This window comes from Mycolicibacterium arenosum, from assembly GCF_024320865.1.
Classification (GTDB): Bacteria; Actinomycetota; Actinomycetes; order Mycobacteriales; family Mycobacteriaceae; genus Mycobacterium; species Mycobacterium arenosum.
The window spans coordinates 156,675-169,155 of record NZ_JANDBD010000011.1 but is presented as its reverse complement, the minus strand read 5'-3'; the positions used below and the strand labels follow the sequence as shown (position 1 = coordinate 169,155).

Below are 12,481 nucleotides of genomic sequence, written 5' to 3'. Positions count from 1 at the left end.
GATCAGTCAGCGTCAACCGCGAGATCTAGTAACGATGGTCACCCAGCCAGAGCGCACTGGTGCCGGTCAGCGACCTCTCCACCTGGTCCAGCAAACCCGAGACCGACTGTCCCACTAGTGCGGCAAACGCGTCCGGCAGCGACGAAGCGGCGGGTTGAGACGATTGTTTGGGCCTCAGCATGTCGAGGAACCCCGAGCCCGGCAGCAAGGTCACGTTCACGTCGTCGTCGGCGGCGACACCTGCGAGCGCCTTCGCCCGGTCGACGGCCGTGCGCAGCCCGCCGAGCTCGTCGACCAGACCGCGGTCCTTGGCGTCGGCGCCCGTCCACACCCTGCCGCGGGCGACGTTCTCGACGGCCTCGGGCGTCATGGCGCGGCCCTCGGCGACCCGGTTGACGAAGTCGGTGTAGAACAGGTCGGCCTCGGCCTCGACGTGCGCGTGCTGTTCGTCGGTGAACGGCGCGTTCGCCGACCAGGCGTCGGCGTTCGGATTGGTGCGCACGGCATCCGATCCCACCCCGAGGCGATCCTTGAGGTCGCGCGCGATGAGCTTGCCGGTGACGACTCCGATGGAGCCGGTGATCGTGCCCGCGTTGGCGACGATCGCGTCGGCTGCCATGGACACGTAGTAGCCGCCGGATGCGGCGACCGCACCCATCGACGCGACCACGGGCTTGCCCGCCTCGCGCAGCCGCACCACTTCACGCCAGATGGTCTCGGAGCCGGTGACCGAGCCGCCGGGGCTGTCGACGCGCAGCACGACTGCTGCGACGTCGTCGTCGGCCGCCGCCTCGCGCAGCGCCGCGGCGATGGTGTCACCGCCCGCCGCGGAGGTCCCCAGCGGCGAGAGCTGACGTCCGCCACGCCCGCTGACGATCGGCCCGGTCAGCGACACGATGGCGATCGTCGGTTTGGCCTTGCGGCCGGGCAGGTTCGGCGTCGGCCGTGGCCCGCCTGCGCGCGCGTACCGCGACAGGAACAGTCGCGGGGGCGCGTCGTCGTCGTCGGGCGCGACGTCCGGTGCGCCCGCCAGTTCCGCGATGCGCGCGTAGGCCTCGTCGCGGAAACCGATCCGGTCGACGAGCCGCCCGGTGACGGCGTCGTCGCGCAGCAGCGGCGCGCGATCGGCCAGCGCGTCGATCTCCGCGGGCTCGAGGTGGCGTGACTCCGCGATTCCGGCGAGCACCTGCGCGTGCAGGCTCTCGATCAGTCGGCTGTCGGCCTCGCGGTGAGCGTCGGTGTAGCTGTCCTGGGTGAACAGGTTGGCCGCGGACTTGTACTCACCCCGTGCGATGAATTGCGCCTCGATCCCGGCCTTCTCGAGCGCGCCACGCAGGAACAGCGCGCTGGTGGCGAACCCGACCAGACCGACGGTGCCCGACGGCTGCATCCAGACCTCACGGAATGCCGACGCCAGGTAGTAGGCGAGCGTGCCCGGATACGTCTCCGCCCAGGCGATGGAGGGCTTGACGTCGGAGAACGCCGCGATCGCCGCACGTAACTCCTGAACGGGGCCGGCGGACGCCGCGGGCAGTTGCACCCTCGCGATCAGCGCGGCGACGCGATCGTCGTCCGCCGCGCGGTGGATCGCCGACACGGCCTCGCGCAGCAGCAGTGGCTTGCCCGATCCCGTGAGCATGGCGACCGGGTCGAAACCGGCCGACTCGGGCGGCACCGTCTGAAGGTCGAGTTCCAGAACGCACCCGTCGGGCACGCCGTGGTGCCGGGCGGTGTCCACCTTCCGTGCGATGGCTCGAATCTCGTCGGTTCCGGGAATGCCGGACAGCAGGCTGACCATCCTGCGAGCCTACCGACGGCCGCCGTCACGCCCCCGCGCGTCGACCGGTGTCAGCCGACGCACGGACCGCCGGGCCACAGGCAACCGGTCACGCCGCCGGCGTCCGCCGCCGCGCTGGGCCCGCCGGGGATGGCGAACGAGGCGCCGCCGCGGTCGGCGTCCACCGAGGGGCCGCCGGGGACAGCCGCCGAAGCGCCGTCGCGGGTTGCCTCAGCGACCGGACCACCGGGAGCCGCTTGCACTGCAGCGCCGTCGCGGCTGGTATCGACGACCGGACCACCGGGGACCGAGGCCGACGCTCCGCCGCCGTCGGCGCTGGCCGACGGTCCACCGGGCACCGCCGCGGATGCTCCGTCGGGTCCGGCGCTGGTCACTCCGCATACCGAGCCGTCGGCGTTGACGCACACGGGGTCGGCGAAGGCGACGGGTGCCGCGGCGATGGCGGCGGCGGCGAATCCGGTGACGAACAGGGGTCCTAGGGTTCTGATGTGTGTCCGCATGGTCGAGGCATTGCCACCATGATCAGAATTCAAACCCGCATGCGGACGACCCGCCCGACAACGCAGAAAGCCCCCGCCGTGGCGGGGGCTTTCGCGATGCCTTGCGAGCTACGACGCGTCGGTCGCGGATCCGCCTGCGGCGGTGATCTTCTCGCGAGCGCTCTCGCTGAACTTGTGAGCGGTGACGTCGACCTTGACGGTCAGCTTGCCGTCGCCGAGCACCTTCACGAGCGTGTTCTTGCGGACCGCACCGGCGGCGACCAACTCGGCGATGCCGACGGTGCCGCCCTTCGGGAACAGCCTGTTGATGTCGGCCACGTTCACGACCTCGTACGAGGTGCGGAAGCGGTTCCGGAAACCCTTGAGCTTCGGCAGCCGCATGTGGATCGGCATCTGGCCGCCTTCGAACGTCACGGGGACGTTCTTGCGCGCCTTGGTGCCCTTGGTGCCGCGCCCGGCGGTCTTACCCTTCGAACCCTCACCGCGACCCACGCGGGTCTTGGCGGTCTTCGAACCGGGGGCGGGCTTCAGATCGTGCAGCTTGATGACACTCACTTCGCCTCCTCCACTGCTTCAACTTCGATGAGGTGGTGCACGGTCTTGATCAGACCGCGCGTCTGCGCGTTGTCCTCGCGGACGACGGACTGACGAATCTTCTTCAGCCCCAACGTCCGAAGACTCTCGCGCTGCTTCCAGCGCGCACCGACGGTGCCGCGCACCTGGGTGATCTTCAGTGTTTTTCCGGTAGCCATGGCTTAGCTGTTTCCTTCTCGAGCGGCGGCCGCGGCCACTGCCTCGGCCTCGCGGCGCGCCCTGAGCATGCTCGGCGGCGCGACGTCTTCGAGAGGCAGACCGCGACGCGCGGCCACCTCTTCGGGGCGCTGAATCTGCTTCAGCGCGGCCACGGTGGCGTGCACCACGTTGATCGCGTTGTCGCTGCCGAGCGACTTGGCCAGCACGTCGTGGACGCCGGCGGCTTCCAGCACCGCGCGGACCGCGCCGCCGGCGATGACGCCGGTACCGGGGCTGGCCGGACGCAGCAGGACGACGCCCGCGGACGCCTCGCCCTGCACCGGGTGGACGATGGTGCCGCCGATGAGCGGAACGCGGAAGAAGTTCTTACGCGCCTCCTCGACACCCTTGGCGATGGCGGCGGGAACTTCCTTGGCCTTGCCGTAGCCGACACCGACCATGCCGTTGCCGTCGCCGACGACCATGAGGGCGGTGAAGCTGAAGCGACGACCACCCTTGACCACCTTGGACACCCGGTTGATGGTGACCATGCGCTCGATCAGATTGCTCTTCTCGCCGCTGTCCCGGCCGCCCCGACCGCCGCGGTCATCGCGTCGGCCACGACCACCGTCGCGGCCGCCACCGCGGTTGTCGTTGTTCGCCGGCCCGCTGCTAGCCTGCTCGGCCATCATGCAGTCCTTCCGTTGAAAGTCGTCATTAGAACTTGAGCCCGCCTTCTCGCGCGGCGTCCGCCAGCGCGGCGATCCGTCCGCCGTAGGTGTAACCACCACGGTCGAACACGACGGTGTCGATCCCGGCGGCCTTGGCGCGCTCGGCGATCAGCTGTCCGACGCGCACGCTGTGCGCCTTCTTGTCACCCTCGACGGCGCGCACGTCGGCCTCGATCGACGACGCCGCGGCCAGCGTGACGCCGTCCTGGTCGTCGACGAGCTGGACGTGGATGTGCCGGGCCGAACGGTTGACCACCAGGCGCGGGGCCTGCGGGGTGCCCGCGACCTTCTTGCGCAGCCGAGCGTGCCGGCGGATGCGAGACGTACGCCGGGTCTCGGAGACGTTCTTGCCCACGGGCTTCCGCTTCGCGGGTGTCTCAGTGCTTGCCTTGGTTGCCATCGCTACTTACCTGTCTTTCCGACCTTGCGGCGGATCTGCTCGCCTTCGTAGCGAATGCCCTTGCCCTTGTAGGGATCGCTCTTGCGCAGACGACGGATGTTGGCCGCAATCTGGCCGACGGCCTGCTTGTCGATTCCGGAGACCGAGAACTTGGTGGGCGTCTCGACCGCGAAGGTGACACCTTCGGGCGCGGTGATCAGGACCGGGTGGCTGTAGCCGAGGGCGAACTCGAGGTTGCTGCCCTTGGCCACCACGCGGTAACCGACACCGAAGATCTCCATCTTGATGGTGTAGCCCTCGGTGACGCCGGTGATCAGGTTGGCCACCAGGGTGCGCGACAGCCCGTGCAGCGAGCGGTTACGCCGCTCGTCGTCGGGCCGGGTCACCACGATGGCGCCGTCGTCGTTGCGGGCGACCGAAATCGGCTCGGCCACATCGAGGGCCAGCGTGCCCTTGGGTCCCTTGACCGACAGGCTCTGCCCGTCGATCGTGACGTCGACCCCGGACGGAACCAGGACCGGTTGCTTTCCAATGCGCGACATGTCGTTCTTCCCCTACCAGACGTAAGCGAGGACTTCGCCGCCCACGCCTTGTCGAGCTGCCTGGCGGTCGGTGAGCAGACCCGAGGACGTGGAGATGATCGCCACGCCCAGGCCTCCGAGCACCCGCGGCAGATTGGTGGACTTCGCGTACACCCGAAGACCGGGCTTGCTCACCCGCTTGATGCCCGCGATGCTGCGCTCGCGGGTCGGGCCGTACTTGAGTTCGACGACCAGCGACTTGCCGACCCGAGCATCCTCGGTGTGGAAATCGCTGATGTAGCCCTCGGCCTTCAGGATCTCGGCGATGTTCGCCTTGATCTTGCTGTGCGGCAGGGACACCTCGTCGTGATACGCCGAGTTGGCGTTGCGCAGACGGGTCAAGAAGTCTGCGATCGGGTCAGTCATCGTCATGACAACCGGCTCACCTTCCTCGCGGCGGTTCCCCTGGGACGAAATCCTTTGGGGGCCTGCCGCAATACTTTTCTAAGTGGTTTGGGGGACTACCAGCTGGACTTCTGTACACCGGGCAGTTCGCCGGCGTGTGCCATCTCGCGCAAGCAGATTCGGCACAGGCCGAACTTGCGGTACACGGCGTGCGGACGTCCGCACTTGTTGCAGCGGGTGTAGCCGCGGACCTTGAACTTGGGCTTCCTATTGGCCTTGTTGACCAGAGCCTTCTTTGCCATCTGTTCAGTTCTCCTTGAACGGGAAGCCAAGTGCGCGCAGGAGCGCGCGGCCTTCGTCGTCGGTCGTCGCCGACGTGACGACGGTGATGTCCATGCCCCTGGGCCGGTCGATGCTGTCCACGTCGATCTCGTGGAACACCGACTGCTCGGTCAGCCCGAAGGTGTAGTTGCCGCTGCCGTCGAACTGCTTCGGCGACAGACCGCGGAAGTCGCGGATACGCGGGAGGCTGATCGACACCAGGCGATCGAGGAACTCCCACATGCGATCGCCGCGCAGCGTGACGCGGGCGCCGATGGGCATGCCCTCGCGCAGCTTGAACTGTGCGATCGACTTGGTCGCCTTGCGGATCTCCGGCTTCTGGCCGGTGATCAGCGCCAGGTCGTTGACCGCGCCGTTGATCAGCTTGGCGTCGCGGGCGGCGTCACCGACGCCCATGTTCACGACGACCTTGACCACGCCGGGGATCTGCATGACGTTGTCGTAGCCGAACTCCTTGTTCAGCGCGTCGCGGATCTCTTCGCGGTAGCGCTGCTTGAGCCGGGGAAGGGTCTTCTCTGCGGTGGTCATGCTCAGATGTCCTTGCCGTTCTTCTTCGACACGCGAACCTTCTTGCCGCTCTCGTCGTCGATGCGGTAGCCGATGCGGGTCGGGTTGCCGTCGGAGTCGACGACCATCACGTTGCTCACGTGGATGGCCGCCTCCTGCGTGACGATGCCGCCCGAGGACGCGCCGCGCTCGTTGCGCGAGACCGCGGTGTGCTTCTTGATCCGGTTGACACCCTCGACCAGGACCTTGTTGCGCTCGGGGTAGGCCTGCAGGACCTTGCCCTTCGCACCCTTGTCCTTGCCGGAAATGACCAGCACGGTGTCACCCTTGTGCACCTTCATTTAGAGCACCTCCGGTGCCAGCGAAACGATCTTCATGAACTTCTTCTCGCGCAGCTCGCGACCGACGGGCCCGAAGATGCGGGTGCCACGGGGGTCGTTGTCGGGCTTGATGATCACAGCCGCGTTCTCGTCGAACTTGATGTAGCTGCCATCGGCACGGCGACGCTCCTTGACGGTGCGAACCACGACGGCCTTGACGACCTCGCCGCGCTTCACGTTGCCGCCGGGGATGGCGTCTTTCACCGTGGCCACGATGACATCGCCGATGCCGGCATAGCGCCGCGACGAGCCGCCGAGCACGCGGATGCACAAGATCTCCTTGGCACCCGTGTTGTCGGCGACCTTGAGCCGCGATTCCTGCTGAATCACTCGATCTCCTCGGTTTTCACATGCACGCCAAACAGCACTGAGTTGCGTGACGTACTCGGTCTTCGTCACCGAAGGGCACGCAGGGTTTTCCGGGAAGGAGAACCGAGGTCTGCCCAGGGCAACCCCTACATAGTAGGTGAGCACTGCGAATGCTCCAAATCGCTGCGAATCACAGTGAGACGACGCAGCGGAAGCCGATGTGGGTGGCCGCGCTGTCCTGCGACTGCGACGACCGCGCCGCGGGTCGATACCGGTGGCAGTACTCGGGCGCGCACAGATGCGACCCGCCCTTGAGCGTCTGCAACACCGCCGGATCGGGTGTCCGCGGCGGCGTGCAGCAGCTCTTAGCGCCGTCGACGCGGTGGTGCGCGGAGTACGGCGTGGTCGTCCACTCCCACACGTTGCCGATCACGTCGAGCAGGCCGTAGCCGTTGGCGGGGAACGCGCCGACCGGCGACGTGCCACGCCACCCGAGGGCACCGTCGTTGCGATACGGGAACGCGCCCTGCCAGGTGTTGGCCATCAGGCGGCCGCCGGGCGTCACCTCGTCCCCCCATGCGTACGACGTCGTCGACCCGCCGCGGCCCGCGTACTCCCACTCGGCCTCGGTCGGCAGGCGGCGGCCCGCCCACTCGGCGTAGGCGGCCGCGTCGACGTAACTGACCTGGACGACTGGATGGTCGGGCGCGGCGTGCGGCCCGTCCGGTCCGAACGGGTGCCGCCAGGACGCGCCCGGCGCCCAGTCCCACCACTGCCGCCAGTCCCGAAGATCGACCGGGCCCGCGGTCGGACGGAACACCAGCGCTCCGGGTGCCAGGTCGGCGGCGGGCACACCGGGATACTGCGCCGCCTCCAACGGGCGCTCGGCGACGGTCAGGTACCCGGTGTCCGCGACGAACTCGGCGAACTGGGCGGTCGTGACGGGATGACGTTCGACGGCCAGCGGCGCCACCACCGCGGTGTGCACCGGCGCCTCCTCCGGGTAGAAGGCCGTGGAACCCATCCGGAAGGTGCCGCCGGGTAGGTCGACCAGGTCGGTGAGCGTCACGGGATCGTCAGCTCGACGTAGTCGGTGAGTACCGAACTCGCCGCGGCCAGGCCGTCGACTCCGGTGGGCCCCTCGACGTGGATGGCGATCAGGAAATCGGACGTCGCCGTCCACACGTGCACGATGCGGTCGACGAACGCGACGCCCTCGTCCGGCCCGTCCGACCACGTCCCCGTGAGCTGCTGTCCGCTGTACTCGCACAGTTCGGCGGGCAGGATGCTCACGGTGCTCATCGCCGATGTCGCCATCACCCGGTCGGTGTAGTCGCGGAACGCCGCCGCCGCGTCCAGAGTGGTCGACGCGATGGTCACCGCCGCTGACAAGCCTTGCGGCCCTTGCATTGTCACGGCGACGTCGGCCGTGCCGGCGGTGAAGCTCCACCCCTCGGGCACACCGACGGTGATACGCGGCGCCGCCGGGTCGGCGATGGCGGCCGCCACGGATACCGGCGGGCTGTTCGGCGGTGCGCAGGTGATCGTGTTCGCGGGCACCGGGGTCCGCTGTGTCGGCAGGACTCCCGGCTGCGAGTCATCCGGGGCCGACGGCGTGCCGATGGTCGATGACGGCGCTGGCGTTGACGTGCGCACCGCTCCGGTCGGCTGCGCGACGGGATCGCCCGCGCTGACGCGGACGCATCCCGACAGCGTCATCACGGCGGCCACCCCGATCAGGGTGGCGGCCGCCGGTCGGCTCAGTCCTTCGCGAATGCCTTCGCCAACTCTCGTTCCACGTCCCGGTAGGGCGTACCCGAAATGTCGACCACCACCTTAGCGATGGTGCCGCCGGTGAACCGGAAGGGCGCCTTGTACTTGCGCGACACGGGCTGCCCCTCGTTGCGCCCGACGGCGAACGTGGCGCCGGAGATGCCGAACGTACCCGGTTGAGTCCGGACGTCCGAGCGTGTCGCGACGACGGCGTCGTCGATGTGCAGCGACACCTCACCCAGCGGGGTGTGGCTCCCCTCCACCGTGCCGGTCCTGGCGTAGCTCACGCCGAAGACGTGATGGCCCAGCGGAATCGGATCGGGGGCGGCGATCAGCTGCTCCTCCTCGCCGAGGAAGTTGTAGACGTACTGCAGCCGGCCGTCCTGCACGAAGAGCACGTGTCCACCGTGTCCGGCACCGTGCTTGAACAGGACGCCTTCGGCACCGGTGGTGTCCACCTCGAGGTCGACCATGATCGAGTACGACTGGCCCTTCAGTTCCACGGCGGCGCCGCTGCCGACCTCCGCCGAGCCGGGGTAGTACACGAAGTTCTGCCGGTCGCCGGTCAGGTACGGGCGGTAGCGCGAGATGGTCTCCATGATGTTCAGATCGGACAGCGGAAGCCCGTTGTACTTCCCCGCTTCCGCGAACCACAGGTCGATGAGTTCCTTCAGCTTCTCGGGCTGTTCCGCCGCGAGGTCGTGGCACTGGCTTCGATCAGCCTCGATGTGGAACAGCTCCCAGCGATCCTTGTCGAAGTGCGACCACCCGGACGGCGTTGCGGCGTGCAGGGTGTTGGCGAACCACCCGTCGTGCCAGATTCCGCGGGTGCCCAGCATCGCGTAGAACTGCGTCTTCTTGCCGGTGTCGGCCGCCGCATCGTCGAGTGCCGCCTTGAAACTGATTCCGTCCAGCGGCTTCTGGGCTATCCCGCCCACCTCGTCCGGCGGGTCGATGCCGAGCAGGTCGTAGATCGTCGGGGTTACGTCGCACACGTTGACGTAGTTGTCGCGCACCTCACCGTGTGCCTTGATTCCCTTGGGCCAGCTGATGATCGCGGTGTCGGCGATGCCGCCCTCGTGCGAGGCGTAGCGCTTGAACAGTTTGTACGGCGTGTTGAACGCCATCGCCCAGCCGATCGGGTAGTGATTGAACGTCTCCGGCCCGCCGAGGTTGTCGTAGTACCGCAGGCTCTCCTCGACGGTGTCGATGTAGCCGTTGAAGAACTTGCCCTCGTTGACCGAGCCGTTCGGTCCGCCCTCACCGCTGGCGCCGTTGTCGGAGATCGTGACGATGATCGTGTTGTCGAGCTGGCCCGACTCCTCGAGGTAGTCGAGGATGCGGCCGATCTGCGCATCGGTGTAGCTCAGGAAGCCCGCGAACACCTCGGCCATCCGGCTGAACAGCCGCTTCTCCTCGTCGTTGAGCGAGTCCCACGGCCGAACGGTGTCCTGGAACGGCCAGTCCTCACCGTTGGGACCCTTGACGTCGAGATACGGGTTCATCGGCGACATCTCGGTGTCCGGCGGGACGATGCCGAGCCGCTTCTGGTTCTCCAGCACGATGTCGCGGTAGGCCTCGTAGCCCATGTCGAACACGCCCGCGTACTTGTCGGCCCACTCCTTGAAGACGTGGTGCGGCGCGTGCCCCGCGCCGGGGCAGACGTAGGAGAACCACGGCTTGTCCGGTGCGATGACCTTGGCGTCGCGGATGAACTCGATCGTCTTGTCCGCGAGGTCCTTCGACAGGTGGTAACCGTCCTCGGGCGACGCGGGAGGGGCGACGGGGTGGTTGTCGTAGACCAGGTCGGGATACCACTGGTCGGTCTCGCCCCCCATGAACCCGTAGAAGCGTTCGAAGCCGCGACTGAGCGGCCAATGACGTTTGGTGGCAGCGAGATTGGACTCCTCCAGCGGAGTCAGGTGCCACTTGCCGACGCAGTACGTGTTCCAGCCGCGCTCGGCGAGCACCTCGGACAGCATGGCGGTGTCCGCCGGGACGCGTCCGTTGCAGTTGGGGAAGCCGTCGGTGAACTCCTCGATGGTGGCCATGCCCACCGTGGTGGCGTTCCGGCCGGTCAGCAGCGAGGCGCGCGTCGGCGAGCACAGCGCCGTGGTGTGGAACTGGGACAGGCGCACGCCGCGTTCGGCGAGTCGCGTCATCGCCGGCATCTCCACCAGTCCGCCGAAGCAGTCCCACGTCGCGATGCCGGTGTCGTCCCACACCAGGTACAGCACGTTGGGCGCGTCGTCCGGCGCGGTCGGTGCGGCGTAGGGCCCCCAGTCGGGCTCCGAATCGCGGATGTCGAGTTCGATCCTGCCCTGGAATTCCGCTGCCATGTCGTGCTCCTCGGTCGCCTGCTCTCGACGGTCGCCCGGACACTACACCCGCGCCGTTAACCGGTTCTGAGGAATTGACGACGCCGTCAACCGTGGCCTCCGTTCAACCGCCCGACGGTCCGCCCCCACATCGCATCGTGCGCGGTTCACGTCATGGTGCGATCATGCGGGGGTGGCGACCGACAAGCCCCAGACGATCTCGTACCCCGCGCCCGAAGCGCGACCACACCGATACGACGACATCGCGGTCGACCCGCACGTCATCGTGCTGTTCGGGGCCACCGGTGATCTGGCCAAGCGCAAGCTGCTGCCGGGCATGGCGTACCTGGACCAGTCCGAGCTCGCACCGAACATCCAGATCATCGGCACCTCGCTGGAGGATTTGACCGACGACGAGTTCCGCGCGTTGGCGAAGGAGGCCATCGACGCGTTCGGCACACACGAGCTGACGCAGGCCGAGTGGGATCGGTTCGCCGAGATTCTGCACTACGTCCCGCAGGGCGCCGGACCGGAGGCTCTCGCCGCCGCGGTCGCCAGGGCCGAGGAGACGCTGGGGCCGGAAGTCCGTCGGCTGCACTATCTCTCGGTTCCCCCGAAGGCCGCACGCGCGGTCATCACGATGCTGCGCGACGCCGACCTCGTGGAGCGATCACGGGTGGTGATGGAGAAGCCGTTCGGCACCGACTACACCAGCGCCGTCGCGCTCAACGACTTCGTCCACGAGACGTTCAAGGAACGTCAGATCTTCCGCATCGACCACTTCCTCGGCAAGGAGGCGGCACAGAACATTCTCGCTTTCAGGTTCGCGAACGGACTGTTCGAACCGATCTGGAATCGCAACTTCATCGACCACATTCAGATCGACATCCCCGAGACGCTGGGACTCGACGAGCGGGCCAACTTCTACGAGAGCACCGGCGCCTACAAGGACATGGTCGTGACGCACCTGTTCCAGGTGATGGCGTTCGTCGTGATGGAGCCGCCGACCGCGCTGGAACCCCGCGCCATCAGCGAGGAGAAGAACAAGGTCTTCCGGTCGATGCTGCCGGTCAAGTGTTCCGACGTGGTGCGCGGCCAGTTCGCGGGCTATCGCGAACTCGAAGGGGTGGCAAGGGATTCCGATACCGAGACGTTCATCGCGCTCAAGGTCGGCATCGACAACTGGCGGTGGGCGGGCGTCCCGATCTACCTGCGCACCGGCAAGCGGATGGCCGAGGGCATGCGGATCATCTCGATCGCCTTCAAGGAGGCGCCGCGGACGATGTTCCCGTCCGGCTCGGGTGTCGGGGCCCAGGGGCCGGACCACCTGACGTTCGACCTCGCCGACGCGTCGAAGGTGTCGTTGTCGTTCTACGGCAAGCGGCCCGGTCCCGGCATGAAGCTCGACAAGCTGTCGATGCAGTTCTCGACGCAGGAGGTGGACTCGGCCGGCGACGTACTGGAGGCCTACGAGCGGTTGATCCTCGACGCGATGCGCGGTGACCACACCCTGTTCACGACCGCCGAGGGTATCGAGTCGCTGTGGGAGCGATCAGCCGACCTGCTCGCCGACCCACCCGCCGCCAAGACCTACGCCCAGGGCACCTGGGGTCCCAATGCGATCCACCAGCTCATCGCGCCCAACGCGTGGCGGCTGCCGTTCGAACGGGCGTGGCGGAGCGCGAAGAAGTAGGCCGTGATGAGCCGTTGCCACACCTGCGCGACGGGTCGGGGCTCGTCAGGTCCACGGTGATCCGGGGCCGCG

General features: G+C 67.7%; 16 protein-coding genes. 1 reads left to right on the top strand and 15 read right to left on the bottom strand.

Features of this window, described 5'->3' with window-relative positions; translation table 11 throughout:
- Positions 1 to 25 precede the first annotated feature (25 nt).
- The 15 genes from sppA to NM203_RS24820 all read right to left on the bottom strand — a co-directional run bounded on the left by sppA (position 26) and on the right by NM203_RS24820 (position 10,737).
- Positions 26 to 1,798: a signal peptide peptidase SppA gene (gene sppA, locus NM203_RS24890; protein WP_255063262.1), complete on the bottom strand. Its 1,773-nt coding sequence runs from the start codon at positions 1,796 to 1,798 to the stop codon at positions 26 to 28.
- Between the two features lie 50 nt (positions 1,799 to 1,848).
- A complete protein-coding gene (locus NM203_RS24885; protein WP_255063261.1) occupies positions 1,849 to 2,298 on the bottom strand; it encodes a hypothetical protein in 450 nt (149 codons plus the stop codon).
- Between the two features lie 108 nt (positions 2,299 to 2,406).
- On the bottom strand, positions 2,407 to 2,853 hold the full coding sequence (gene rplO / locus NM203_RS24880; RefSeq protein ID WP_255063260.1) for a 50S ribosomal protein L15: 447 nt from the start codon (positions 2,851 to 2,853) through the stop codon (positions 2,407 to 2,409).
- Entirely contained in the window at positions 2,850 to 3,050 is a 201-nt protein-coding gene (rpmD, locus tag NM203_RS24875; protein WP_255063259.1) for a 50S ribosomal protein L30, read from the bottom strand. The genes rplO and rpmD overlap by 4 nt, the downstream gene beginning before the upstream one ends.
- A 3-nt stretch (positions 3,051 to 3,053) precedes the next feature.
- Positions 3,054 to 3,719, bottom strand: coding sequence for a 30S ribosomal protein S5 (rpsE, locus tag NM203_RS24870; protein WP_255063258.1), 666 nt, complete (start codon positions 3,717 to 3,719; stop codon positions 3,054 to 3,056).
- Positions 3,720 to 3,747: 28 nt separating this feature from the next.
- Positions 3,748 to 4,161 carry a 50S ribosomal protein L18 gene (gene rplR, locus NM203_RS24865; RefSeq protein WP_255063257.1) on the bottom strand — a complete coding sequence of 138 codons (414 nt, stop codon included), beginning with the start codon at positions 4,159 to 4,161 and terminating at the stop codon, positions 3,748 to 3,750.
- 2 nt (positions 4,162 to 4,163) lie between these two features.
- Positions 4,164 to 4,703: a 50S ribosomal protein L6 gene (gene rplF / locus NM203_RS24860; protein ID WP_255063256.1), complete on the bottom strand. Its 540-nt coding sequence runs from the start codon at positions 4,701 to 4,703 to the stop codon at positions 4,164 to 4,166.
- 12 nt (positions 4,704 to 4,715) lie between these two features.
- Positions 4,716 to 5,114 (bottom strand): 30S ribosomal protein S8, encoded by a 399-nt coding sequence (gene rpsH / locus NM203_RS24855; RefSeq protein ID WP_255063255.1) that lies wholly within the window; start codon positions 5,112 to 5,114, stop codon positions 4,716 to 4,718.
- An 89-nt stretch (positions 5,115 to 5,203) separates the two neighbouring features.
- Positions 5,204 to 5,389 (bottom strand): type Z 30S ribosomal protein S14, encoded by a 186-nt coding sequence (locus tag NM203_RS24850; RefSeq protein WP_255063254.1) that lies wholly within the window; start codon positions 5,387 to 5,389, stop codon positions 5,204 to 5,206.
- Between the two features lie 4 nt (positions 5,390 to 5,393).
- Positions 5,394 to 5,957, bottom strand: coding sequence for a 50S ribosomal protein L5 (rplE, locus tag NM203_RS24845; RefSeq protein WP_255063253.1), 564 nt, complete (start codon positions 5,955 to 5,957; stop codon positions 5,394 to 5,396).
- Positions 5,958 to 5,959: 2 nt separating this feature from the next.
- Complete coding sequence (gene rplX, locus NM203_RS24840; protein WP_255063252.1) at positions 5,960 to 6,277, bottom strand: 50S ribosomal protein L24; 318 nt, start codon at positions 6,275 to 6,277, stop codon at positions 5,960 to 5,962.
- Positions 6,278 to 6,646 (bottom strand): 50S ribosomal protein L14, encoded by a 369-nt coding sequence (gene rplN / locus NM203_RS24835; RefSeq protein ID WP_255063370.1) that lies wholly within the window; start codon positions 6,644 to 6,646, stop codon positions 6,278 to 6,280.
- 169 nt (positions 6,647 to 6,815) lie between these two features.
- Complete coding sequence (locus tag NM203_RS24830) at positions 6,816 to 7,694, bottom strand: formylglycine-generating enzyme family protein (protein ID WP_255063251.1); 879 nt, start codon at positions 7,692 to 7,694, stop codon at positions 6,816 to 6,818.
- Entirely contained in the window at positions 7,691 to 8,356 is a 666-nt protein-coding gene (locus tag NM203_RS24825; protein ID WP_255063250.1) for a MotB domain-containing protein, read from the bottom strand. Before NM203_RS24825 ends, NM203_RS24830 begins: the two co-directional genes overlap by 4 nt.
- A 29-nt stretch (positions 8,357 to 8,385) precedes the next feature.
- Positions 8,386 to 10,737 carry an arylsulfatase gene (locus tag NM203_RS24820; RefSeq protein ID WP_255063249.1) on the bottom strand — a complete coding sequence of 784 codons (2,352 nt, stop codon included), beginning with the start codon at positions 10,735 to 10,737 and terminating at the stop codon, positions 8,386 to 8,388.
- Positions 10,738 to 10,909: 172 nt separating this feature from the next.
- Between NM203_RS24820 and zwf the strand changes: the two genes are divergently transcribed.
- Positions 10,910 to 12,409, top strand: a complete 1,500-nt coding sequence (zwf, locus tag NM203_RS24815; protein ID WP_255063248.1) for a glucose-6-phosphate dehydrogenase — start codon at positions 10,910 to 10,912, stop codon at positions 12,407 to 12,409.
- The last annotated feature ends 72 nt before the right edge of the window (positions 12,410 to 12,481 follow it).